We start from the raw sequence: 24,038 nt of genomic DNA on the forward strand, positions 1-24,038 counted from the left end.
CCTTTGTTGATCATAATGGTTAACGGGCGGATCGTTTTCGTAGGTGTTCCTGCAAACGCTTTTTTACTATATCGCTGATCTGGTTACTCAACTGAATGCTGGCGATCATCGCCGGCAAATCTTCTTCCAGGTTGATATTGAAATGAACCGGCCGGCCATTTTCCAGGGCCGGGTTCCTGCCTTCCAGACGCAGGGCTAATAGAAGCTTGCCGTCTTCATCGTAACTGACTTCACTGGCCAGCACAGTGTAATGGAAATCTTCAAGGGCATCGGTGATCAACTTCATGCTGGGCTGGGATTTGGCCAGCGCTTCCGCTCGCTCGGAATGCAGTTGCAATTGCCCGCCCGGCGGACGGGCGGCCACCACGCCGTTCGGTACGCTCACGCCCTTGGCGGTAATCTCGATCGGTACTGTGCCTGAGATTCGGCCACTGCCGGAGAGTTCAGAGGAAGGATGCTGCTGCAACAACAAACCCAGGTCAATATTGTCCAGTGTTAATACCAGGGATTGTTTGTCTTTGGACAGATCGAAAACTTGCGCCGGCGTGGTCACGCTGCCACCGATAACATCGGCATAAACATCCTGCACCATCAGTTTTCCTTCGGTGGGATTTTCCCACCCGGCTTCGTAGATGCCGGCGGCTCTGAGTGGGCCAAAGACAAAACCTTTATTTATTTGTTTAACCTGCAATGCCTCTGTTGCCAAAGTGAATACCTTCGGTCCGGCAGATAAGGATAAGTTAGTGGTTAAACCTTGAAACAGAATCGTGTCATAGATGCCGGAAATATCGTTCAACATCAATGTCGCTACGCCTTTTTTTAATGACTGTTTATTGAGGTCAAAAGTAACCTTGCCTTCTCCTTTTACCTTACCTTGGGTCAGTGATAATAAGGGCGGCCACCCCCGGGAAACATCTGCAAATGGATTTCCTGCCAACAAAAAACTATCGCGTAATTGCCAATCAGCTTGCAATTCGTCAGCCTTGAGTTTCACCACATGGGAGACAACCACTGAGTTGCTAACCGTAACCTCTCCACGCGCCGTCAGATCGGCCAAGCTGCCCTGCAGGCTTCCCCTCCACTGCCAGGGCTTGGTATGTAACTGTGGGTGTTGCAGTTGTGCGATGTTCAATTGCGCAGCGGCATCGATATGCAAGTTGTCCCAATCTACTGCATCGCCATCCCAAACGCCGGACACGGCCAGGTTATCCAGGACCAATTTTGTCGAGCGAGCATCAAGCGACCAGGCGGTTGCGTGCAGGTCACCTTGCACACGTGAAGGTGCTTGGGCGCGCAGGGTAAATTGATTGCCTTGCCACCCTGCCGCACCACGCCAGGATAAGTTCAGATCACTGATGTGCACATCTGGCAGCGCATGGAATTGCGCAAGCTGTGCATCCAGTTGGACATCGGGTAGATGCAAGGTTTTATCGACCGCATTGATTGACGCACGCACATCGGCGTTCGTTTGTAATTTACCTTGCGTGCGAATAACAAGCTGCACCGGCAATTCGCTGAAGCTGACCGCATCAGCCCGGGACGCCAAGCGGATATCCACCCGTTCCATATCAATCCCCAGGGATTGCCACGCCGCAGGTAACACCGGCTCGGCCACTGACACATCGGCAGATAGTTCATAGGCCTGTAGTGCGCCCTCATTAGCATTAATCCGCAGCGCTGCCTTGCCGGAAAAGGTGCCGATATTTTCCACCGCAATGGGTGACGCCATATCCACATCCATTTCAACCGCACCATGCAACAGTTTATGCCAGGGTAATATGTCGTATTGCAGTAAAGGCTCAACAGCCAACTGCCATCGCGCCCGCATAGTCATCGGTTGATTCAGGGTTTGAGCCCATTGGTTGTCGAGGCTGATATGCCAATCGGCCAGTGCCTCCAATAACCAGGTCTCCGGATAATGGGCCTGGGCATTGACTTCGCCGGACCAGAGCAAGTTGTCAGCGTCTTGTAATTGTGTGGCCAGCTCAGCGTGAAGATAATCTTCGGCAGTAACGTGCAGGGTTAATGCAGGCAGTTGCTTGTTCAACCGGTAATCGACGCTGACATCAATGTACTGCGAACGCAGCTCTGCTCCCGGCGAAAATTGTCCGTGCAAACTGAGTTTTTCTTCCGTCTGTTGAGTATTAAGTTTACCTGTCAGAAAACATTCACCCGACGGACACGGCAGGATTAATTGGACACGATGGACATGGAGCGTGTCAGGCAAAAAATCCGGTATCGACCAATCCTCGGGTAGCGCAAAATTTGAAGTGGCGGAAGATATTTCGCCTTTCTGTATGATGTGCCAATGCAATTGGGCAACATCAATAGATAATAATTGTGGGCTGAATACACCTAACCAATCCCACGTAATACGAACATCTGCCGCATTCACCTGATGGCTGGTACTGACGGCATTAGTGTCCGCCGTCACGTCGGGAGTGTAATGAAAAGTAAGATCGGAAAAATGGGCCGAGGATAAACGGATTTTTTCAATGCGATAATCGAGCGACTGCACACCCATGTCTGTAATCAGCCGATTGATTTGCCAGAAAGCCACCAACCCGACAAGCGCCAGCAATAGCGCACCGAAGGTCAGTACGGCGAGGATTTTTTGCACCAGTGATTTCATCACAGATCTGTCTTCTCAGGGCTTTTTCACACCACAACTGGGTCAGCGGATATGAAAATAGGATCTGCAAATAGTCAGGCAGTTCAATCGCTATTGCAATGCCTTGCGGCATTGATTTAATCCCTGTTGTAACCAGGTGACCAGCTCATCCGCCGGCAGAGGCCGCGAAAAATAAAAACCCTGCACCTGGTCGACACCCAATTCACTCAGTACCAGAAAGTCTTCCAGGGTTTCCACCCCTTCCGCCACGGTAGACAGTTTGAGGTTTCGCGCCAGGTCAACCGTGCTGGCCAGGATGGTTCGCTGCTGGGGGCGGGACGCAACACGATCCACCAGAGAGCGATCCAGTTTTAATTCCGTTGCCGGCACACGCGATAGTTGTTGCGCGTTGGCGAAGCCGGTGCCGTAATCGTCGATGGCAATATTGAAACCTTTCAGACGCAAACGCGCCAGGGTTTGAATTGCGCAGGCCAGTTCACCCAGTAACGCATTTTCGGTCACTTCGAGGGTCAGGTCAGACGGATGAATGCTATGGTCGGTCACCAGTTGCGTCATCCAATCGGCCATGTGGGGATCGGCTAACGACAGCGGCGACAAATTAAATGCGAGATGAAAACCCAGGCCGTGCTGTTGCCATACCTGTTTTTGCTTTAATGCTTTCAGTAACAGGTGACGCGTTAATACATCGATGATGCCGTGCCGTTCGGCCAGGGGAATAAAATAACCGGGCGAAATAAAACCTTTTTCGGGATGGTGCCAACGGGCTAACGCCTCAACGCCACGCAATAATAAACCTTGCACCGTTAATTTGGGTTGATAAGCCAGACTTAACTCATTGCGCTCCAGCGCCTGGCTTAATTCAACAGCCGTTACTTCGGGTAGCGCCGTGTCCTGCACCGCAGTTGGCTGAATACGACTATCTTGCAAGAAACGCAACAGGCTGCATTTCAACAATTCGACCTGCATCGGTTTATGAAAGGTGCCCAGCACATATAAACCATCGGCTTCCGCCATGGTGCCAACACTGGAGATTAGCACGGGATCTTTTGAGCTGAGGATGATCACACTTTTGGCTAGCTGTTGTTGCGCAATAGAGCGCAGCAATTCAACGCCGTCCATTACCGGCATCTCCAGGTCAATGATCACCACGTCCACCTGTTGCTGCTGCAATACGCGCAATGCATCGGCACCATCGACCGCACCGAAAATCGCCGCCACACCCAGTTGTTGCGCGAGACCCTGTGCATGTTGCCGTTGCACATTGCTGTCATCAACTACCAGCAAACGAATATCTTGTATGCGCTCTATCATCATCAGGTCTCCAGCACGCCAGGAATTTTCGACAGCGGTAAAATATCTTTGGCAGCGCCTATGTTAATGGCCTCTTTGGGCATACCGAATACCACGCAGGTTGCTTCATCCTGCGCGACGGTACGCGCACCGGCATTGCGTAACTCCAACAGGCCGCGGGCGCCATCGTCGCCCATGCCGGTCAATAATACTCCCGTGGCATTACGTCCCGCCGCGCGGGCCGCAGAACGAAACAGCACATCCACAGACGGACAATGGCGATTCACCGCCGGCCCGCGAAACACTTTGGTGATGTATTGTGCCCCGGAACGCTGCACTTCCATATGAAAGCCACCCGGCGCAATCAACACGCGACCGGCAATCAAACGATCACCGCTCTCCGCTTCTTTCACCTCGACATCGCACAAACCATCGAGACGGCGCGCAAAAGCCGCGGTAAATTTTTCCGGCATGTGTTGTACCACCGCAATCCCGGGACAGGTGCGCGGAATCGCGGAGAGTATTTGCTCAAGCGCCTGGGTGCCACCAGTGGATGTGCCGATCACACTGAGCCTGTCGGTAGTTGCCGTCATTTTTACCAGATCAACAGTGGCCGGTGCTGACGCCGGCACCGACTCGTTGCGCCGGCGTGCAATGCGCGCACTGGCAGCACCACGAACCAGTTGCCATAACAGCTGTTTGGTTTCCAATAAAAAATCTTTCACGCCCAACTGTGGTTTGGTGACCACATCGATAGCACCGGCGGATAGTGCTTGCAATGAAAGCTCCGCACCTTTTTCTGCCAACGACGAACAAATAATAACCGGCGTCGGTTTCTCAGCCATCAATTTACGCAAAAATGTCAAACCGTCCATGCGCGGCATTTCGATATCCAGCACAATCACATCCGGCCAACGCTTCTGCATTTGCATCTGCGCAAAGATAGGATCAGACGCTGTGGCATAGACGTTGATGTCCGGCGCTTCATTCAGGACCGCCGTTAACACTTGCCGCACTACCGCAGAATCATCGACAACCAATACTGCTATTGCCATAACACTTCACCAGGCCATATTTTTGAGAAGGCTTCTATGCACGATTCAGGCTCTGTTTGCCGGGCGGCTGTTGTAGAGTTTCAGCTGAATCTCCCCGGTTTGCATAAACAAGGTCAGCGAACGCGATACCGTGCCGCCCACATCGATCTTCTGCACTGCCAACCGTTCCCGCGCAAGCCATTGGCGGGCGTATTCAATATTGCTTTCACCAATCGCCGATGGACCGGACAGCGTAAACATATCGCCGCCACCAAATAAACCGATAACAAAATGGCGCATCTCCCCGTAACGCAACATGGATCGCTTCATTGCAAATAATGCATGCTCCGCATAACGGCAATCCGGGGCAGTCGTTCGGCTGCGAACCGGCGGTTGTGGCAACAGAAAATGACACATGCCGCCCAGTTTTAGGGTCGGATGCCAGGCAGTGAGCGCAACACAGGAACCCAATACCGTATGCAAACGGTTGTAGCCGTGGCCGAAATACCAGTCGCCCGGGTGAATGCTTAACAGTTTATCCGCAGGCATAGGTCATACCCTTGGGTAATGTCGATTGCACATGTAACGCCCGACACCAGCCCATCATTTATTTGTTTGCAATGCTATTTTGCCCGACGGTAGATCGCCGGACGGACCGGCACAAAGCGTTCAGTAATACCGTGCAAGCTTTCCGAGTGGCCGACGAACAATACACCGTCGGGTTTCAACTTGCCTGCAATACGTTCGAGCACTTTCTGTTTGGTCTCGTTTTCAAAATAGATCAACACATTGCGTAAAAAAATTAAATCGAACTGACCAATATCAGCATATTCCTGATGAAGGTTCAGCGTAAAAAAATCAACCCGCTCGCGCAATTCTGCTACCACCCGTATGTTGCCCGCTTCCGGACCAATGCCCTTGCGGCAAAAGCGCCGCAGGTAGCCTTCGGGAATACTGCGTGTACGCATCTCCGGGTATATGCCGGTGCGCGCATGGCCGATCACAGTTGCGTTGACGTCGGAGCACAATAATTCCCACTCGGTTGGACACCGGTCGCGCAACACCATCGCGATACTATAAGGTTCCTCACCGGTAGAGGCCGCGGCACTCCAGACGCGAAAGGTTTCACCTCGACGACAGTGAGGTAACAGCTCATCTCGCAAATAATCAAAATGTTTTGGTTCGCGAAAAAAATAGGTTTCGTTGGTTGTTATCAGCTCCAGTGCCTTGTTTAATTCTTCGCGGCCTTGGGGGCTAATGATGAAACGATAATACTCTTCGAAGCGTTCCATCTGACAAGCTTGCAACCGCTTCCATAAGCGGTTACTCAGCAAAGCCTTTTTTTGCACCGGCAGATGAATACCCAAACGTTGGAAGATCAACTGCTGAAATAAAAAAAACTCCTTGTCGTTGGGTATTTGGTTCATAGGCCGCGCACAGTCACTATATCAATCAAAGCGAACAAAGTTTTTATCAAGGTCATCATTACTTAGGGATGACTTTTTGTGTGTAGCGGAAGGCCGAACGGCCTCGCCGGCATATTCTCGACGCGGCGCCAGCGATTGATAATTGCCGCCCTTATTGTCATTGGCAAGGCGGAAATAGGTCATCGATTCCTGTAAGCGCAATGCTTGCGCGCTCATTTCTTCGGCGGTGGAACTCAACTCTTCCGATGCAGCCGCATTTTGCTGCATGGTTTGGCTGACCTGGCCAATCGCGCCGTTGATCTGATTCACGCCGGAGGTTTGCTCTGACGATGCAGCGGCAATTTCCTGCACCAGATCTGCCGTCTTGCGAATCGACGGAACCATTTCCTGCAACAAATTGCCGGCCAGATCAGCACGTTTGACACTCTCGGTCGCCAGCGCGCCGATTTCCTGGGCAGCTACCTGACTGCGCTCTGCGAGTTTGCGCACCTCCGATGCCACAACGGCAAAGCCGCGTCCGTGTTCACCGGCACGCCCCGCTTCGATGGCTGCGTTCAGCGCGAGTAAATTGGTTTGGTAAGCGATATCGTCAATCACGCTGATACGTTCGGCAATTTTCTGCATGGCGTCGACCGTGGCAGCCACCGCTTCGCCGCCACTGACTGCATCCTTGGCCGCCTTTTGGGCAATACCATCGGTAACACTGGCATTTTCATTATTCTGCGCAATAGATGCCGACATTTCTTCCATAGAGGCAGAGGTTTCCTCCACACTGGCCGCTTGTACCGACGCACCTTTTGCCAAAGACTGGGCAGTTGCGTTGACTTCTTCCGATGCAGACGACAGTGCATCCGCTGAACTGCGTACTTCTGCAATAATTTGTGAAAGTTGTTGACGCATCTGCGCGATAGTCGCCAGCAATGATTTTTTGTCGTTGTGCTTTAACTGGATATCTACCGCCAGGTTGCCCTGCGCCACTTCGCTGACCACGTCAGCAGTATAGGCAGGTTCGCCGCCAAGCATACGGAACAGGTCATGGAAGATCAGAATCATGATACTGAGAATAACCAACGAGGCCACGACAATAATAATGATCATCTCGCGAAACGCCTCGTTGTAGAGAGCGTCAACATGGCTATCAGTTTCCTTGATAAATGCTGCAAAATTGGTGGACATGGTTTCTGCCAGTTCCAACATATGCTGGCTGGCAGAACGATCCATCCCCGCCACCAGGTTATCGATTTTTTTTCCGGCTTCAGGGTCGGCATGGTCAAAACGTTTTAGCGCTTCGCGGTAGTTGGCCCCCATCTCCCGATGATCGTTGAGCAACACCTCGAAGGCAGCGTAGTCATGATTTTCTTCCTTCTGCCGGCGGATACCGCTTTGCAAATACTCCTGCACGGCTTTTTCCTGCTCAATGAAGCTTTGATAATAACGGTCATACAGGGCTTTATCGTTGCCGCGCAATAAAATATTTTTCCATTCCTGCACCTGCAGACGGAAGCTGACACTGGCTTTTTCCACATCGGCCAGCGCATCAGAGCGCCGCTGAATCTTGATCAGGCTGTCATCCACAATGGCGTTGTAGGCTTGCATCTGGCTGATAGCGGCTAAACCCAGCCCCAACAATCCCGCGACGATCAACGCACTGAGTACGATAATCTTCAGTTTTAAAGAAAGGTTGCGTAACATGATGTTCTCCCTCGATTAACCGCTACTGTAATTGCGCTTCGACCAGGTGCGCCAACTCTCTGATAGAAAGTGTGTTATCTGCATTCAACAACACAATAAATTGCTCGCCTTGTTTGGCAATGCCCAGAATAAATTCCGCACGAATATTGGCACCGAATGAGGGCGCATCTTCAATGCTGGTTTCATCCAATTCGATCACTTCGCTTACCGCATCTGCCAGCAAACCCAACACATGGTTTTGCTCCTGGCTTTTCAGCTCCACTACAATGATGCAGGTTCGCCGCTGTACGCTGATCGGTTTTCTGCCAAGGCGCACGGCAAGATCAATCACCGGCACCACCTCTCCACGCAGGTTAATCACACCGCGCAGAAAGTTCGGCATCAGAGGGATTTCCGTAATCCCGCCGTATTCGATAATTTCGCGCGTCTGCGACAATTCCAGGCCGTAATGCTCGTGGCCGATGCGAAACGTGAGAAATTGTTTGGTCACAGCACTTGCGCTGCTTTTTTTCTGTCTCTGTAAGTCATTCATCATTAAAACCCTTGAATATCTGTTGCCGCTGCCCGCATTAATGGCTGCCGGCGGGCCCCAGCGAAAACGCGCTGTTACGCCGGTGTTCAACATTCACAGCAAAACCGATCAGCTGCGGCACATCAAGGATCAGTGCAACCGCTCCGGTGCCTAGTAAACTGGAACCACCGATACCTTTCAACGCGTGGAATATTGGTCCCATGGGTTTTACCACCGTTTGAATTTCACCGTGGAGGTCATCCACTACAATACCCGCGCGGCTTTCACCAAATTGCACGACCACCAGCTTTTCGCGCTGGTTATTTTTCTTCGCCAGATGAAATAATTCCGACAAGCGAATATAAGGCACCTGTTCACCGCGCAGATTGACACAGTGTTGGCCTTCCACCTGAGGAAGTGATGGCAGATCCACGCATTCAAGAATCGTATTTTGCGGCACAATAAAATCAATGCCGCCGGCATCGACATGGAAGCCATCAATGATCGCCAGGGTTAATGGCAAGCGAATGGTGAAGCGCGTACCTACACCCAACTCGCTGTCAATCTCAATACCACCTTGCAAGGCTTCAATGTTGCGCTTGACCACATCCATCCCGACGCCGCGACCGGACAGGTTAGTGACCTGCTCTGCCGTCGATAAACCGGGATGGAAAATCAATTGATAAAGTTCGTGGATGGTGAGCGTGTCTGCTTCTTCAATCACGCCATTTGCAATCGCTTTGCGACGAATCTTTTCCAGATCCAGACCACCGCCGTCATCGGCAATGCGAATAACAATATTGCCGGCATCATGATAGGCCGAGAGTGAAATCACACCGGTATCCGGTTTGTGGCGTTCGCGCCGCAGCGCAATCGGTTCGATACCGTGATCCATGGCATTGCGCACAATATGCGTCAGGGGATCGGTGAGTTTTTCAACCATAGAACGATCCAATTCCGTCTCGGCGCCGCTGATATCGAGCTGAATATCCTTGCCCAATTCTTTAGCGGTATCACGCACCACACGCTTGAATCGTTGAAACGTATCGCCGATGGGTACCATGCGCAATGTTAAAGCCGCATCGCGAATCTGTTCGGTAAAATTGCCCATGGCATTAACGGCTTCAATCAAACTGTTGCTGCCCAGCTTTCCGGCAAGCAGATCCACGCGCTGCCGATTGATCACGAGCTCACCGATCAGGTTGATCAGATGATCCAGGCGTTCAGCGTCTACCCGAATAAATTTATTCTCTTGGCTACCGGCTTTTTCCGCGTTTTTTTTCTGCTTATCCAATGCCGCATTAACCAACGCCGGAGATACCGCCTGGTCACGCACCAGGATATCCCCCAGCAAGGCGACCGGTTCCAGTTCCTTCGCCTGCTGCTTTTGGGTGGATAACGCCTGCTCCAGTTCCTGATAGGTAATCGCATGGCTCTTTACCAGGATTTCACCGAGGCGATGGGTGTTCTCCGGTAAGCTTTTGATCAGGTTGATGTAAGCATCTGTATGGCTGCGCGGCGGAATAATCTGGATGTTGGAATCTTCACGCACAAACATAAACGCGCTTTCAATAGTCTCCTGGCTTGCGTCGCTGTTTAAGGTGATTTCAAAACCGAGGTACAGGGCTTCCGGATCAAAGTGATCAATCGACGGCAAATGATCCGTCAAGGTGGTGATGTGGGTTATCTCGCCCAGCGTGCGCAGGTAGCGCAGGATAGACAAAGGATCCATACCATTGCGCAATAAGTCCGGACCGAGGCGCACTGAAATATGCCAGGCGCTTTTATCGTGGGTTGTTACGGATTCAGAAGCTGATTGGGTTGATACGGTTACCGTCGGACTGTATTTCACGGCATCATCCAGCCAGGGTTCAAGCGCCGTCAATAACGCCTGGCCTTTGGCAAAGCAGGCCGCGTCGCTGTCGCGCTGGTTCATCACATCATCCACCAGGGTCGCAATGTGATCACGGCAGGGTAACAACACACTCAGGAGATCACTGTTGATGTCTACTTTGCCGTCGCGCGCGCGGTCCAGCACATTTTCGACGATATGGGTAAAGCTGACGATGTTATCCAGGCCAAACAAACCGGCCGAGCCTTTAATGGTATGGGCCGCGCGGAACACCGCGTTCAGTGTTTCGGCATCCGCACTTCCCTCCTCCATGCTCAACAGGCCGGACTCCATGGAGTGCAGCAGCTCCTCTGCTTCCGCAAAAAAAGTTTGTAAAGCTCCATCGAGATTCATGGTCGGGTTCCGTTGGTCAGCCGACAGGCCGACAGGTTATACATCAAAGGAAAAATAACCCTTCAGGTCGAGCACCTGGAAAATTTGCCCGACGTCCTCGTTCATCCGCGCGATATAAACAACAACTGAACGTTCCGCCAGGGTCTTTTGCAGCAACAACAAGATCTGTAAACCGGCGGTATCTATTTCGGTAACGGCTTGTAAATCCAGCACAACCTTGGCGGGCAAACTGGCGTGATCGGCAAAGAGTTCCTGCTTAAGTTGCGCGGCGTTGTAGATTGTCATCTCTCCGGCCAGTTTGATCAGCGTATGGTCTTTATTTTTTTTGCGGCTGATATTCATGGTCAGATCAACATCGACACAGCTTGTAACATTTGCTCAGGCTTGAAGGGCTTCACGACCCAGGCTTTAGCACCGGCGGCCTGACCTTCTTTTTTCTTTTCGTCTGAGCCTTCGGTTGTCAACATAATCACCGGTGTAAATTTATAGTTGGCTTTCTGTTTCATTTCTTTCACAAAACTGATGCCATCCATATTCGGCATATTAACGTCAGAGATAACCAGATTAACTTTTTGCCCGTCCAGTTTAGTGAGAGCGTCTTTGCCATCAACGGCTTCAATCACACTGTAGCCGGCGCTCTTCAACGTCATGCTGACGACTTGGCGGATGCTGGCAGAGTCATCGACGACCAGGATCGTTTTCGACATGTATAACTCCTAGAAAAAAGTGATTTGTGATTCTTCGGGCTTCTTGATGTTGTCCCGCCCCTGATGGACGGCAACCTGTTCGAGGGTGGTGTAGGATTTACGCACGGCATCCAGCCAGGCTTTTACATCAATGGCGTTGATATTTTCACCGCGTGCCAGACTGGCTTGCTGTTCACCAAGCATGGCGACAAATTTTTCCATATCCGCTGTAACATGGCTCAAAATCTGGTTGACGCGATCCTGGAATTGCAGGTTGACCATGACCTCTTCCACATTGTGTTGCACCGCAGCACTTTCTTCTTCCAGTGCGCGGGCCGAATCCATAATGCGTTCACCGGAATGGCGGAATTGATGTAACACTTCCTGCACCGCACTTTCAGATTGCGCTAAACGCGCATCGTCCTGCTTGGCAAATTCTGCGGTGCGTTCGAGGGTTTTTTGCAATGTTGCGTTGGCTTGTTCGATGCGCTTACCAATACGCGAACCGGTCTCACCGGAGCGGCTCGACAGCGTGCGAACTTCGTCGGCAACCACCGCAAAACCCCGCCCGTATTCGCCGGCACGGGCTGCTTCAATGGCCGCATTCAGCGCAAGCAAATTCGTTTGCGATGCAATGCCGGCAACCTCGGAGCCCATGCTGCGTAATTCGTCGGTGATCTTTGACAGTTCGGTAATTTCGCGCAGTAACTCATCGCGATGTTGAATAGCCTTGCTCAGGGTTTGCAGCATTTGCCCCAGTTCGCTGTCGGCAAATTGAATAACACCGCCCAGTCCACCCTGGCCTTGCATATCACCGGCGGTAGCACGGGATGCACCTACGGCATTTTGTAAACGTTCGTGAATACCGGAAAAACGATTGACCAGTTCATTCACGCTTTCTTCCAGTTGATGCTTCGCAAGGTCAGTCTGACGACGCCACAGCGGTAACAATTCCTTTAATAACTGCTGATAGTTGTTGTTCACCAAGGTCAGCCGCGTGATCTGTTCACGCTCGGCTTGTTGTACGGCCAACAGCTGTTCTGCCTGTTGCCGTGCCTGCAGTTGCGTGCGCGCCAGCACAACACCCAAGGCACCTGAAGCCAGGGCCACCAAGCTTACCAGCCAACGCCACCCCTGAGATTCAATGGCAGTAAACGCGATAACGATAACCAACAGCGCCAATAACACAGGCACACCGGCAGTCATCAGTAAGAGGTTGTTCGAGTCAGTAGACCCAAAAGCATTTTTGTGACGGGAGAAATCCGAATCCATACCCAAGCTACTCAGTCCAACACACGTATTTACTGTGCTGCGTGCAGCACTTCGGCCCCATCGTCGGTCGGGGTTCTTAACTTATAGACGCGGTTTAAATAAGTGTCAAAGAACTGGCGGTGAAATACTGGTGGAGCGGAATCGGAAGTGGATACATCAATCGGAAAAGAAAATCCCGGTTGCACAAGGCAACCGGGATACCAACCTTTAGCCCGTATTGCGCATACCTGCCGCAATACCCGCCATGGTGACTTTCAAGGCACGTTCCAGGTCGGGGCTGATGGCATCGCTGCTGCGATGGCGTTTCAGTAACTCGGCCTGCAAGTAGTTGAGCGGATCAACGTAGGGCTTGCGCACACTGAGTGATTGGCGCAAGAGTGGTTCATCGCTGAGCAGATCTTTTTGTTGCTTGATGCGATTCATCAGCACTTCCAGCGCTGCCAGATCCGCGCGCAACTGTTGGCCCAGGCCGTGATATTCCGCCGGCACCAGTTGCTGTTCGTAATAGGCGCAAATCGGACCGTCGGCTTTACCGATCACCATCTCCAACAGATCGAGGAAGCTGGAGAAGAACGGCCAGTTGCTGACCATATCCGCAAGGATCGCGGGATGTTCGTTCAACGCGTACTCCAGCGCCTGGCGTGTGCCCAACCAGGCCGGCAGGTTTAACCGCACTTGCGTCCAGGCGAAGACCCAGGGAATCGCACGCAGGCTTTCCACACCGCCGGTCGCTTTACGCTTGGCCGGGCGGCTGCCCAAGGCCAGCAAGCCCAGCTCCTGCTCCGGTGTCAGGCTGCGGAAATAAGGCACAAAGTGCGGATGACCCCGCACCACACTGCGGTAGGCTTCCAGGCTCTTGAACGCCATGCGTTCGATCATGTCGCGCCATTCCTGAGCCGGGGCCGCGTGGGGCGACAAGGTGGAGCGCAGGGTTGCCGCCACATAAATAGACAAGTTATTGAATGCCTGGCGAGGCAAGCCAAATTTATAGCGGATCATCTCGCCCTGCTCGGTCACGCGGATCTTGCCTTTGACCGAACCCGGTGGCTGGGACGCCATGGCTTTTTCAACCGGGCCGCCGCCACGGCCGATGGTGCCGCCACGACCGTGGAACAACACCAGCTTGGTTTCGTATTTCTCGGCCAGGGCCACCAGTTTTTCCTGGGCCTTGTATTGCGCCCAGGTAGCGGACAATTTGCCCGCGTCTTTGGCGGAGTCGGAATAACCGATCATGACGGTTTGCTTATTGCCGCAGTACTCGCGGTACCAGGGCAACTGCCAGAGTTTTTCCATCACCACCGGCGCACGGTCCAGGTCATCGAGGGTTTCAAACAGCGGCACAATCGGCATGGCCCATTGCATACCGCACTCTTTTAACAGCAGCGCCACGACCAGGACATCCGATGGCTGCTGGGCCATGGAGATAACGTAATGGGACAGAATTTCTTCCGGCTCATTGGCCACGACACGGCAGGTGGCGAGTACCTCGGCAGTCTCGTCGCTCATCGGCCATTTGGCTGGCAATAACGGGCGCTTGCTGGTCAGCTGCTCCAACAAGAATGCCTGACGTTGCTCTTCCGACCATTCGCGGTAACTGCCCAGGTCCAGGTACTGCGTCAGTTCATCAATCGCTTTTACGTGACGCTCGCCGTCCTGACGGATATCCAGCGGTACCAGGTTGATACCAAAGGCATGGATGCGGCGGATGGTGTCCATCACCGGACCGTTGGCAATGTGTGGCAGGCCCACCTCATTCAATGAGCGATAGCACAGCATCAGTGGCTCGAGCAGGTCGTTGCGGCTGACAATCAGGTCTTCCGGCGCTTCTACCAGGCGCCCCTGGAAGCGGGCCTGCGCCCAGTCGCCGGTGGCGAGGATGCGCTTGCGCAGGTCGGCCATCAGGTCGCGGTAAGGTGTCACGCTGTCGGGATACAGTGCACGCAACTCGTCATTGGCCTCGTACATGCTCAGGTCACCGCCCAGGCTCTGGGTATCGCGCGCGTACAGTTCGGCGGCCATGGAACGGCCCAACAACAGGACCTGGCGGGTGACTTTATGGGTGACATTGGGATTGCCGTCGCGGTCGCCACCCATCCAGGAATAAAACCGGAAGGGCTGTAGGTCCGTGGGCAGGCATTGGCCCAGATGGCGACAGCAGAGGCGGTCCAGGTGACGGACGAAGTCCGGCACAGCCTGCCACAGGCTGTTTTCGATCACCGCAAAGCCCCATTTGGCTTCGTCGATAGCGGTGGGACGCTCGGTACGGATTTCGTCCGTGCTCCAGATTTCCTCCACCAGGCGGTGCAGGCGGCCACGCAACTTATCCTGTTCAAAGGTCAGCAGGTTGCCACGCTGGCGGTCGGCCAGGGTGTTGACGATCTGGTCATATTTACGAATCAGGGTACGGCGGGTGACTTCGGTAGGGTGAGCGGTGAGTACGAGTTCAATGCGCAGGTCGCGAATAACCTCGGAGAGACGCTCCTTGCCATGGCTATCGGCAAACTCGAGCAGCATCGCCTTGAGGCTGTCTTCGCGCTCGGATTCGGCGCTGGAAAAATACTCCAGGTCCGCAATGTTGGCCAGGTTCAGGAACTGGTTAAAACCGCGCACAATCGGCAGGATATCTTTATCGTCCAGCTCGCCCAGCATGGTTACCAGCGGTGCGGAATCACCGTTTTGTGCACTGTTAATCGCCTTACCCAGCTGGCGGATACTCTCCACCTTGGCAAAGACTTCCGGCCCCTCGTGGTCATGAATGGTTTCGCCCAGTAATTCGCCCAACAGGCGCACATTCTCGCGCAGGGTTTCTGGCAGCTTTGACATCGGGTCCCCCCAAGGAATCTATGTGAAACAACAGCCGACCGCTTTTTAGCGACGCAATGAGGCGGCTATTCTACGTCATGAAGGTAAAAATGTGACCCGGTAGGATCGAATAAAACCCGGCCAAGGGCCCAGCGCTCCCGTAGGTCGGATTAGCCCAGCGTAATCCGACACCCAGCTCGCCATACGCACAACCACTAAAACGTCATCGGATACACCAACAACACAAAATGCAAACTGTTCACCGCCATATGCGCCAGCACCGCCGTCTCAATGCGGCCGCTTTGTCGATATGCCCAGGCATAAGCGACGCCCGCCGCTAAAATAACCGCAAAGGGTCGCCACAGGTCCGCGTGGATCGGCACCACATGGGCCAAGGCAAACAGCGCACCCACAACCCATAAAATCCACCCGGCGTTACCCCATCGCTGCTCTAGCGGGTGCTGGAAAAAGGTGCGGAAAAACGCTTCCTCCGGTATCACCGTGAACAAGGTGTTCAGCAGAATAAACAGCGGCGTCCACCAGAGCCATTTCACATCCACCGCAACACCCAGCAGGCCGGCAAACAACAACACCGCCAGTGCAGGCAACAACCAGCGTGGCCAGCACAGCGCTAACCGGCCCACTTCGCGCCACGACCGGCACCGGGGCGCGAGCCAGGCCAGCACCAGCAAACCCGCTATCGGTTTTGCCAGGCTTACCCGCAAACCGTAAGGCGTGACGCCGTCGCCGATCAGCGCCGGTTCGATCAAGGTGATGCGCGCGAACCCCGGCAGCACACCCAGGCCCAACGCAAATAAATAGACGGCCAGGAGCAACAGCATCCACACCGGCGTGTGCGCCCTACGCTGGACAAGATAACAAGCCACCAACGCTATGCTTATCCACAGTAATGCCAGTGGTGTTAATAGATGCGCGGGCAACGCCAGAATGACAGCCGTCAGCAACAACCAGAACCACAGCGGCTGGCGATAAAACCGCCAGGGTAGCCACACGGCGATAAACGCAAACGCCATGGCAACACAGGTGAGATAGGTGAACCAAACAGACATGCCGGGAATCCTTGTCGGTGTGCAGAAAGTCGGCGGAATGATCAAGTAAAGGTCGCTGTTGATCAAGTCGTCAACAACGATTATCCACAGAAGCTGTGAATAAACTTGTGCATGAACTTTTGGTAACTGCATCACAGTGAGTACTGGTGCGGGTTGGCGTCAGGTGTTTATTTGATGGACAGTCAATTTTTTCATACTGCCGGGCCAATGCCCGGAGAGGGTAGGAAATTTCGCTTGAAAAATGCCGACCCGCTGGCGATAGTTGGCTCCCTGAACCCTATCGCAGTGGATCGCGCACGTTATGTTGATTATTCCCATCGAGAACAAGCCGGAATGGTCCCGGCCGCCCGTCATTACTATCGGTCTTATCCTGGCAAACCTGCTGATTTTTTTGCTCTATCAAGGCAACGACTCGGCTATTGCCCAGGACGCTGCGCGTATCTATCAACAGCATCAATTGCTGGAACTGGAGCGCGAACACTTTCTCGATTACAGCCGAACCGCTCACCCTGAATTGCAGGATGAACTCACGAATCTGAGCAAGGCAGAACGCGATGCTTATGTGATGCGGGGCATTTTTGTTGATCGCGGTTTTGACCGTTACCTGCAAGACGGTTGGCAAAATTTTCGTATCACCATTCCGGAAGCGCACGCCGACTGGCCGGAACACCGGCGAGCCTTTGAAGAACAGCGCAACCGGCTCAGCAGTATTGAAGGCGGCATGACACCGGCCGAGGCCAAGCCCTTTACCTTTATCTCCAGCCAGTTTTTGCATGGCGGTTGGGATCATTTGTTCGGCAACATGGTGTTTTTATTTTTGTTCGGCTTTACGCTGGAAAGAGTGTTGCGGCCCCATGTGTATTTGGGCATGTACCTCGCTTCCGGCTTGGCCGCCAATGTGTTACATCTCGCGTTTAATCACGATTCCTATGTGCCGGTGGTCGGCGCATCCGGCGCAATTTCCGGTTTGATGGGCATGTACCTTGCGCTTTACCGCCTGCGCAAGATTCGCTTTTTTTATACGGTGTTTGTTTACTTTGGCGAGTTCCGCGCGCCGGCTTTATTTATCCTGCCGCTGTGGTTGGCCAAAGAGCTGTATGGCCATTTCTTTACCGAAACCAATATCGCTTACTGGGCGCACATCGGCGGCCTGCTGGCTGGCGCGGGCATGATGTTACTGGCCCGGAAAACGCAGCAGGAATTTTCTGAGGTGCAGGAAGAAAAAATCCAGGATGATGTGAATGAACAAAAACTAAAACGCATTCAGCAAGCCATGACCGCGCTGGACTTTCCCAAGGCAAAGATGCTCGCCAGACAAGCCTGCGAACAACAACCCCTGGACCCGCGCCCCTGGCGGCTGCGTTACGACCTGGCAAAAAGCCAGCCGCAAAGCAAGGAATTCCATGAAACGGTCTTTGCCGTGTTGAAACAATTTGTTGCCAGGGAAACGCCCTATGTCACCTGGAAGCCCGGCATTGAGGACATACTGCAACAATACCGTCAGCTCCATCCGCACACACCGGCACTAACCGGCAATATTTCCCTGGCATTGGCTTATAAATATTGGCAGGCCAACGCCATCAAACCCGCAGAAACCTTTTTGCTGCGCGCGCAGCAGCAAGGTGTAAACAACCCGGCGATGGGAAAACTTTGCGCGCAGATGGCCCAGTATTACCAACAAAACCAGCAATTGGAAAAAGCCAAAACCTTCGCCGGTCTGTCCCGTAGGTCGGATTAGCGCCAGCGTAATCCGACTGTCCATATGCAGGTCGGCATCCGATGTACGGTTTATGATGATTGCCTTTGATTGAACGGGTTTGTCGGATTACGCTGGCGCTAATCCGACCTACGGAAGTGTTTTCGCCGTCTTATCAATCGATTCAAGAATCTGTAACAACTGTGCCTTCTGCGCCGCGTGGGGATATTTCTTTAACACAAACTCCACCAAGGCTTTCGCCTTGGCATCATCATTTAAGTATTCGTGAAAGATCTTCGCCACCACCAAATACGCCGCCGGCAGATGCGGGTCGTCACCTTTGGTTTTATGCAGGTTATGAAACAGGCGCACCACCGCGCGGTGTTTGCCTTGCTGTTGCAGCAAGCGCGCCAGGTCCAGCGCGAGCTTGGTATTGTCCAGTTGAAAACCCGGCACGCGGGTTTGCACATCCAGCACCACCGGCACCGCCTTGCCCAGCATATTTTTCCGCTGCGACAGCTCAATAAAAAACTGCGCGTGGTTGGTTAACGCGCTGTCGTCATCCAGCAACATCAATAATTTGTGGTAGCTCTGGTGCAGCTCCATATCATCGCGCACCGCATCCAGGGCTTTGCGCAGGCTGGTGCGCGCGCGAATGTAATCGCCCTCTTTGATCAACACGGCCACTTCGCCCAACGCCTTGGCTTTTTCAAACTCTTCAGGGGTCAGCGGATCTTCATCCACCGCGGATTCAAAACCCAGTTCATGCTGGTATTCAAACAACACGTAACCCAGCATGGTGTAGAGCACAAAGGTGAAGTACACGCTGATTGCCACCAGTAGCGGCATCAATAAAATATCGGGCAGCGTGCCACCGAGTAATTCGAAACCGTAATAGGGCCCGGCAGAAATAATCTGCACACAAAACCATAACAACACATAGGGCCAGCCCACCGCCGTCATCAAAGACAATTGCGCAAGCGGATTTAATGCGCGGCCCACCGATTTTTCCACTGCCAGCAACATGGTGCTGGCCGGCATGGCCAGCGTAATAAAACCGCCCACCAACACGCCTACCAATTCGCCGACCTGGTAGGCCAACCCGACGATCACACCCATCAGAAACAGCACGGCGATCTGTTTTAGAAACAGGTGATCCTGGTCGCTGCTCAGGACTTCACCCAGTCCCGGCGGTGTAGTGGCGCCGCTGCCGCGCTGTTCGATGATGGCAAAGCTGTATTTGATCATCACCGCCAACCCAAACAGCACAAGGAATAACGTAAACAATCCCCCGCCCAGCAATAAGCTACCCAAGGCCAGGCCGACAATCACGATCAGGCTATTGATATGCAAGGGGTAGTGAAAGAAGTGCGGCAACATTTGCCAGAAAGGCTTGGCGCCGGTCGCGCTGCCCAGATAACGCAACTCGGTATTACACAGGATGCAACGCGGCCCGCGCCGCCCCCAATGAGCGCTATGACCAGCGGGTATGCAACGCTCGCTGTATTGCGCGTGGCAGTGATTGCACAGCCAATTGGCCGGCAGGTCGGGAAAATAATTGCAGGACAGCTTTGCCATGGGGGCTCCTTGCTAGGGCCTGTGAGTGTTATCGTTCGGGAGATAGCGCATTCTGCCCCAATGATTGGTGCGACACCAGCCACGTCTGCATGGCGGACCATTGGCTGCTACACTGCATGGGTCGCCACTCGAGGCGACGAGAGAACTGGCGTTCGACCTGGTCGCGCGCCTATAAAACAAGCCGCCATAATATCAACCATCGGCTGGGCCTTGCGCCACCGAGGCGGTAAAAAAAACCAAAGGTACACATCCATGAAAAAACTCCCGTTGTTACTGGCCGGGCTGCTCAGCCTTGCCGGTCTTTATGCCTGCACATCACCCACCCAATCCACGTCGGACACCGCCAGCACCCAGCGCGATATGGCCGCCTACCGCGCGCGCTCCGAGCACTGGAAAAAAATCGATACGGATTTTATCCGGGCCGAACTGGCAACCCTGGGACTGAAAGAACCCAAAAAACCGGCTTACACCAAAGAATTTGGTTTTGATCCGAAGCAGTCGGTTGAGTGGTTCAAGACGGCCGAAGGCCAGCGCATTGCGAACATCCTGGTGTCTTTCCAGACGCCCTCGGGCGGATGGTCCAAGCGCACCGATATGAGCCAGCAACCGCGCCAGCCTGGCGAAGCCTTCGGCGTGGAGGAACATTACATCCCCACCTTTGATAATGCGGCCACCAGTACGCAACTGGATTTATTGGCCAAGGCTTACACCGCGACCGGTAAAGCAATTTATGCCGATGCATTTTATAAAGGCATTAACCTGATACTGGATGCGCAATACCCTAACGGTGGCTGGCCGCAAAATTATCCGTTGGTGGGCAGCTATCACGATCACATTACTTACAACGATGCCTTGATGCGCGACATCATGGTGTTGCTGGACAATGTCAGCAAGGGCGATGGCGCCTTTGCGTTTGTGTCCTCCGATGTGAAAGCACAAACCACAGCGGCGCTCGACAAGGCGATTGACTGTGTGTTGAAAACACAAGTGCACCAAGGCGATCAACTGAGTATCTGGGGCGCGCAACACGATGCAGTCACCCTGGCGCCGGCTCAGGCTCGCGCTTACGAAATGCCCTCGCTCGCCACCACGGAGAGTGTATTTATTCTTGAGTTTTTAATGACGCGGCCCAATCCCTCGCCCGAATTGATAAACGCTATTCACGCCGCCGCAGCCTGGTATGAAGCCAATAAAATCCTCGGCTACACCTGGAAGCGCGGCGATAGCGCGCTGACGGCAGATGCCGATGCCGAACCCATGTGGTCACGCTTTGTCGATCTGAAAACCAATCGCCCGGTGTTCGGTGATCGCGATGGTTCGGTGTACTACGACATCGGCCAGGTCTCGCAAGAACGCCTCGACGGCTACGCCTGGTTCAGCACCGCGCCCAATAAAGTATTAAAAAAATACGCGAAGTGGGCCAAAAAATATCCCCGCCAATAAACAACCCGAACCCGTAGGTCGGATTAGCCGCAAGGCGTAATCCGACACCACGTTTTATAAATGCACAGATTTTCCATTCTTGCGATTGCATTGTCGGATTACGCCTTTGGCTAATCCGACCTACGGAGCGTGGACGGTTTGGGCGATGTCGTTGGCGTAGATTTGCAAGATTAGTTCGGTGGTTAAGCGTGCGGATTCGGCGCTGGCCAAAGGCTCACTGCCCGTGCGCACCGCAGCTTCAAAATCCCGGATGATGGTTTCGTGCGCGGTGGTATCCGTCACCGCCGCACTGGTTGCACCGTCGTGCGTGTAATTGAATTGTGTGTCGGCGGGATTACTGATGCCGGCGATATCCCAAAACGTAATGCGATCATCCGTTAAGGTAAAACTGCCTTTTTCAGTATGGACTTCCAGGTGCGCTGCAAAACCGGGGCGTGCTGCTGTAGATGCGACAAGGGTACCGATCATACCGTTAGCGTATTGCAAGAGGGCCGCGCCGTGATCTTCCGCCTCCATCTCATGCGCAAAACGCCCGAGCAAACTGGTAACCTTTTTCGGCAAACCAAAAAACCAGGTGTAGATATCAATGTTATGACACGCCTGTTGCATAAACGGACCGCCGCCATCGATGGCCCAGGTACCGCGATAAACACCGCTATCGTAATACGCTTGATCGCGATAAAACTTTGCCGACAAATCAGCGGCAAAAATTTTCCCGAAAGCCTGCTGCTGCAACAATTTTTTTATCGATTGATTATCCGGGCTGGTGCGCCGCTGGTAACACACGGCCAATACCACCTTCGCCGACGCACAGGCCGCGATCATGTTATCCATGGCTGCGCGCGAAATATCCAATGGTTTTTCCGTCAACACATGCTTGCCCAACGCCGCCGCCTGCACAGCACCTTCGTGATGCAATCCATTGGGTGTAGCAAGAATCACTGCATCAAATTCCCGATCCACCTCCGCCAAGTCGCTCCACACGGGCAACGCCGGTGCCATGCGCAAAGGTCGCCCGGCGCGGGAGACGGCACCGACCAATTCACTCCCTGATAATTTTTGCAGCGCGGCCACATAGGTATTGCTGATGTTACCGGTACCCACAATGATGTAGCGCATCTTATTCAACCTCGCTCGCGCTCTCGCTGCTCCAGACTTTCATCGTCTGCACCGACAACAATTTGCACTGATCCTTAACGGCAACATAGGTGCGCATAAAACGATAGCGCGACGTGCGAAAAGTTTTACCATCGGTATTGTATTTATCAACGGAACTCAGGCCACTCAATACCACCGTGTTGCCCAAAGCATGCAGGGTAATATCATGGCTGTTGCGCGCCTTGGCGATTTCCTGGTCGGCTTTCAATCGTTTGAGCAACCCGGATTTGTTTTCAATATCCGCCTCCAGGTTATGCACCCACACAAAATCATCAGCCAGTAAAGTATGCAGGAATTTGACATCCCCCACACGCAAGGCCTCTTCGTATTGCGCATCCAGGGCTTTCAAGCGAGACGGCTGCAAACACTCGGCAGCCAACAGATTGATAGGAAAAAAAACGCACAGCAATAAACACAGACGTAACAACATATTCTCACTCTCCACAAGGTCCGCACCCGTGTCTTTTGATAAACCAGTATGCGGTTATTTTTAATGTGGCGTGATTATAAGCCGAAAAGGGAAAAGCACGAAGTGAAGAGTTGTAAGAACAAGCAGAGCGGCTATAACCGAAAGCATCAGTTATAGCCTGCGATTAATCCAGCTTACGGCGATTACCAGTCACCATGGACAAGGGCAAATTTTCTTTCAGGCGATAACTTTCAAATAAGGATGCACACACATGGATGATCACCAGGGCAAGCAAGCTATTGGCGATCCACCCGTGCAAATCCTCAACCCAATCCTCACCCCAGAAATAATCAATTTCCTGCATCATATAACCGGTGATACCCAACGCAAGGACGCACAACATCATCAGGATCATCACCAACCCACCCAAGGGCGAATGCCCCATGCGATGGTAAGCTTCGCCGCGCACCAGCGCGCGAATATGGGTTGAAAGACGCGCGGGCGTCGGAAAAAAATCCGCCCAACGCGCCGCGCCGCGCCCGAAAAAGCCCCAGACAAACCGCACCACCAACCAGACGACCGCCGCATACCCCAGCCACTGATGCCAATCATCACCCTCTTCATTAAAGAAATAATTGGCAAAAAAGATAAAGACCAATGACCAGTGAAATAAACGGACCACCGGGTCCCAGAGTTTTTCGGTTGCTGCGTTCATCAGTCTTCGATTTCCTCTTTAACCACGGCACCGGTTACCGGGTTGTAATAAATCTCAACCTTTTGCTTGTCCTTGTTCCAGCCGTAAATCTCGTAACAGTTACCTGAGGTAACCTTGAACTTCTTGATCTCATAACCTTGAGCCTTGAGATTCTCCTGGAACTGATCCTTATCCTGCCACTCCGCCTTATCGGCAGTCGTACACTCAGGACCAGCAAACGCCATAGGACTCAGGGCAACCAAAGCCGTTAACAGCAACTTACGCATACAAACCTCCATTAAAAGTAATAAGTTATTAGTGTCCGAGGGGTGATTAAAAATTAATCGTGCGAAATATACAAGGTGGGGAGGGTTAAGAAAATTAAATGGTGCGCATTTT

Annotated in this window: 20 protein-coding genes; 2 read left to right on the forward strand and 18 right to left on the reverse strand. The window is 53.1% G+C overall.

Going from position 1 to position 24,038, the window contains the following annotated elements; translation table 11 throughout:
• Positions 1 to 19: 19 nt before the first annotated feature.
• The 13 genes from ACSV5M_RS09120 to ACSV5M_RS09180 all read right to left on the reverse strand — a co-directional run bounded on the left by ACSV5M_RS09120 (position 20) and on the right by ACSV5M_RS09180 (position 16,661).
• A complete protein-coding gene (locus ACSV5M_RS09120) occupies positions 20 to 2,632 on the reverse strand; it encodes an intermembrane phospholipid transport protein YdbH family protein (protein WP_439175759.1) in 2,613 nt (870 codons plus the stop codon).
• A gap of 90 nt (positions 2,633 to 2,722) precedes the next feature.
• On the reverse strand, positions 2,723 to 3,946 hold the full coding sequence (locus ACSV5M_RS09125) for an EAL domain-containing response regulator (protein WP_439175679.1): 1,224 nt from the start codon (positions 3,944 to 3,946) through the stop codon (positions 2,723 to 2,725).
• The gene (locus tag ACSV5M_RS09130; protein WP_439175681.1) at positions 3,946 to 4,977 is read right to left on the reverse strand and encodes a protein-glutamate methylesterase/protein-glutamine glutaminase; all 1,032 of its coding nucleotides are present in this window, start codon (positions 4,975 to 4,977) and stop codon (positions 3,946 to 3,948) included. Before ACSV5M_RS09130 ends, ACSV5M_RS09125 begins: the two co-directional genes overlap by 1 nt.
• 45 nt (positions 4,978 to 5,022) lie before the next feature.
• Positions 5,023 to 5,505, reverse strand: coding sequence for a chemotaxis protein CheD (locus ACSV5M_RS09135; protein WP_439175683.1), 483 nt, complete (start codon positions 5,503 to 5,505; stop codon positions 5,023 to 5,025).
• 74 nt (positions 5,506 to 5,579) lie between these two features.
• On the reverse strand, positions 5,580 to 6,383 hold the full coding sequence (locus ACSV5M_RS09140) for a CheR family methyltransferase (protein ID WP_439175684.1): 804 nt from the start codon (positions 6,381 to 6,383) through the stop codon (positions 5,580 to 5,582).
• A 21-nt stretch (positions 6,384 to 6,404) separates the two neighbouring features.
• Positions 6,405 to 8,075, reverse strand: coding sequence for a methyl-accepting chemotaxis protein (locus tag ACSV5M_RS09145; RefSeq protein ID WP_439175685.1), 1,671 nt, complete (start codon positions 8,073 to 8,075; stop codon positions 6,405 to 6,407).
• A 22-nt stretch (positions 8,076 to 8,097) separates the two neighbouring features.
• Complete coding sequence (locus ACSV5M_RS09150; RefSeq protein ID WP_439175686.1) at positions 8,098 to 8,565, reverse strand: chemotaxis protein CheW; 468 nt, start codon at positions 8,563 to 8,565, stop codon at positions 8,098 to 8,100.
• Between the two features lie 79 nt (positions 8,566 to 8,644).
• Positions 8,645 to 10,831, reverse strand: coding sequence for a chemotaxis protein CheA (locus ACSV5M_RS09155; RefSeq protein ID WP_439175687.1), 2,187 nt, complete (start codon positions 10,829 to 10,831; stop codon positions 8,645 to 8,647).
• A 36-nt stretch (positions 10,832 to 10,867) separates the two neighbouring features.
• On the reverse strand, positions 10,868 to 11,173 hold the full coding sequence (locus tag ACSV5M_RS09160; protein ID WP_439175688.1) for an STAS domain-containing protein: 306 nt from the start codon (positions 11,171 to 11,173) through the stop codon (positions 10,868 to 10,870).
• Positions 11,174 to 11,175: 2 nt separating this feature from the next.
• The gene (locus ACSV5M_RS09165) at positions 11,176 to 11,538 is read right to left on the reverse strand and encodes a response regulator (protein ID WP_439175689.1); all 363 of its coding nucleotides are present in this window, start codon (positions 11,536 to 11,538) and stop codon (positions 11,176 to 11,178) included.
• Between the two features lie 9 nt (positions 11,539 to 11,547).
• Entirely contained in the window at positions 11,548 to 12,789 is a 1,242-nt protein-coding gene (locus ACSV5M_RS09170; RefSeq protein ID WP_439175691.1) for a methyl-accepting chemotaxis protein, read from the reverse strand.
• A 207-nt stretch (positions 12,790 to 12,996) separates the two neighbouring features.
• Positions 12,997 to 15,612, reverse strand: a complete 2,616-nt coding sequence (ppc, locus tag ACSV5M_RS09175; RefSeq protein WP_439175692.1) for a phosphoenolpyruvate carboxylase — start codon at positions 15,610 to 15,612, stop codon at positions 12,997 to 12,999.
• A gap of 194 nt (positions 15,613 to 15,806) precedes the next feature.
• On the reverse strand, positions 15,807 to 16,661 hold the full coding sequence (locus ACSV5M_RS09180; protein ID WP_439175693.1) for a lysostaphin resistance A-like protein: 855 nt from the start codon (positions 16,659 to 16,661) through the stop codon (positions 15,807 to 15,809).
• 301 nt (positions 16,662 to 16,962) lie between these two features.
• Between ACSV5M_RS09180 and ACSV5M_RS09185 the strand changes: the two genes are divergently transcribed.
• Positions 16,963 to 18,399: a rhomboid family intramembrane serine protease gene (locus ACSV5M_RS09185; protein WP_439175695.1), complete on the forward strand. Its 1,437-nt coding sequence runs from the start codon at positions 16,963 to 16,965 to the stop codon at positions 18,397 to 18,399.
• A gap of 108 nt (positions 18,400 to 18,507) precedes the next feature.
• Here the strand turns inward: ACSV5M_RS09185 and ACSV5M_RS09190 are convergent, their stop codons facing one another.
• The gene (locus tag ACSV5M_RS09190) at positions 18,508 to 19,935 is read right to left on the reverse strand and encodes a hypothetical protein (RefSeq protein WP_439175697.1); all 1,428 of its coding nucleotides are present in this window, start codon (positions 19,933 to 19,935) and stop codon (positions 18,508 to 18,510) included.
• Positions 19,936 to 20,187: 252 nt separating this feature from the next.
• Between ACSV5M_RS09190 and pelA the strand changes: the two genes are divergently transcribed.
• Positions 20,188 to 21,378: a pectate lyase gene (pelA, locus tag ACSV5M_RS09195; RefSeq protein WP_439175698.1), complete on the forward strand. Its 1,191-nt coding sequence runs from the start codon at positions 20,188 to 20,190 to the stop codon at positions 21,376 to 21,378.
• Positions 21,379 to 21,498: 120 nt separating this feature from the next.
• Here the strand turns inward: pelA and ACSV5M_RS09200 are convergent, their stop codons facing one another.
• The 4 genes from ACSV5M_RS09200 to ACSV5M_RS09215 form a co-directional block, all read right to left on the reverse strand.
• On the reverse strand, positions 21,499 to 22,497 hold the full coding sequence (locus ACSV5M_RS09200; RefSeq protein WP_439175699.1) for a Gfo/Idh/MocA family protein: 999 nt from the start codon (positions 22,495 to 22,497) through the stop codon (positions 21,499 to 21,501).
• Between the two features lies 1 nt (position 22,498).
• On the reverse strand, positions 22,499 to 22,966 hold the full coding sequence (locus ACSV5M_RS09205) for a nuclear transport factor 2 family protein (protein WP_439175701.1): 468 nt from the start codon (positions 22,964 to 22,966) through the stop codon (positions 22,499 to 22,501).
• A 163-nt stretch (positions 22,967 to 23,129) separates the two neighbouring features.
• Positions 23,130 to 23,660, reverse strand: a complete 531-nt coding sequence (locus ACSV5M_RS09210) for a cytochrome b/b6 domain-containing protein (RefSeq protein ID WP_439175702.1) — start codon at positions 23,658 to 23,660, stop codon at positions 23,130 to 23,132.
• A complete protein-coding gene (locus tag ACSV5M_RS09215; protein ID WP_439175703.1) occupies positions 23,660 to 23,926 on the reverse strand; it encodes a PepSY domain-containing protein in 267 nt (88 codons plus the stop codon). The genes ACSV5M_RS09210 and ACSV5M_RS09215 overlap by 1 nt, the downstream gene beginning before the upstream one ends.
• Between the last annotated feature and the right edge of the window lie 112 nt (positions 23,927 to 24,038).

It is taken from the genome of Cellvibrio sp. ARAG 10.3 (genome assembly GCF_051846955.1).
Lineage (GTDB): Bacteria > Pseudomonadota > Gammaproteobacteria > Pseudomonadales > Cellvibrionaceae > Cellvibrio.

Excerpts from the sequence above, each read along its gene's own strand:
- ACSV5M_RS09120 (WP_439175759.1), bottom strand. The coding sequence starts at position 2,632 with ATGAAATCACTGGTGCAAAAAATCCTCGCCGTACTGACCTTCGGTGCG.
- ACSV5M_RS09125 (WP_439175679.1), bottom strand. The coding sequence starts at position 3,946 with ATGATGATAGAGCGCATACAAGATATTCGTTTGCTGGTAGTTGATGAC.
- ACSV5M_RS09130 (WP_439175681.1), bottom strand. The coding sequence starts at position 4,977 with ATGGCAATAGCAGTATTGGTTGTCGATGATTCTGCGGTAGTGCGGCAA.
- ACSV5M_RS09135 (WP_439175683.1), bottom strand. The coding sequence starts at position 5,505 with ATGCCTGCGGATAAACTGTTAAGCATTCACCCGGGCGACTGGTATTTC.
- ACSV5M_RS09140 (WP_439175684.1), bottom strand. The coding sequence starts at position 6,383 with ATGAACCAAATACCCAACGACAAGGAGTTTTTTTTATTTCAGCAGTTG.
- ACSV5M_RS09145 (WP_439175685.1), bottom strand. The coding sequence starts at position 8,075 with ATGTTACGCAACCTTTCTTTAAAACTGAAGATTATCGTACTCAGTGCG.
- ACSV5M_RS09155 (WP_439175687.1), bottom strand. The coding sequence starts at position 10,831 with ATGAATCTCGATGGAGCTTTACAAACTTTTTTTGCGGAAGCAGAGGAG.
- ACSV5M_RS09160 (WP_439175688.1), bottom strand. The coding sequence starts at position 11,173 with ATGAATATCAGCCGCAAAAAAAATAAAGACCATACGCTGATCAAACTG.
- ACSV5M_RS09165 (WP_439175689.1), bottom strand. The coding sequence starts at position 11,538 with ATGTCGAAAACGATCCTGGTCGTCGATGACTCTGCCAGCATCCGCCAA.
- ACSV5M_RS09170 (WP_439175691.1), bottom strand. The coding sequence starts at position 12,789 with ATGGATTCGGATTTCTCCCGTCACAAAAATGCTTTTGGGTCTACTGAC.
- ppc (WP_439175692.1), bottom strand. The coding sequence starts at position 15,612 with ATGTCAAAGCTGCCAGAAACCCTGCGCGAGAATGTGCGCCTGTTGGGC.
- ACSV5M_RS09180 (WP_439175693.1), bottom strand. The coding sequence starts at position 16,661 with ATGTCTGTTTGGTTCACCTATCTCACCTGTGTTGCCATGGCGTTTGCG.
- ACSV5M_RS09185 (WP_439175695.1), top strand. The coding sequence starts at position 16,963 with ATGTTGATTATTCCCATCGAGAACAAGCCGGAATGGTCCCGGCCGCCC.
- ACSV5M_RS09190 (WP_439175697.1), bottom strand. The coding sequence starts at position 19,935 with ATGGCAAAGCTGTCCTGCAATTATTTTCCCGACCTGCCGGCCAATTGG.
- pelA (WP_439175698.1), top strand. The coding sequence starts at position 20,188 with ATGAAAAAACTCCCGTTGTTACTGGCCGGGCTGCTCAGCCTTGCCGGT.
- ACSV5M_RS09200 (WP_439175699.1), bottom strand. The coding sequence starts at position 22,497 with ATGCGCTACATCATTGTGGGTACCGGTAACATCAGCAATACCTATGTG.
- ACSV5M_RS09205 (WP_439175701.1), bottom strand. The coding sequence starts at position 22,966 with ATGTTGTTACGTCTGTGTTTATTGCTGTGCGTTTTTTTTCCTATCAAT.
- ACSV5M_RS09210 (WP_439175702.1), bottom strand. The coding sequence starts at position 23,660 with ATGAACGCAGCAACCGAAAAACTCTGGGACCCGGTGGTCCGTTTATTT.
- ACSV5M_RS09215 (WP_439175703.1), bottom strand. The coding sequence starts at position 23,926 with ATGCGTAAGTTGCTGTTAACGGCTTTGGTTGCCCTGAGTCCTATGGCG.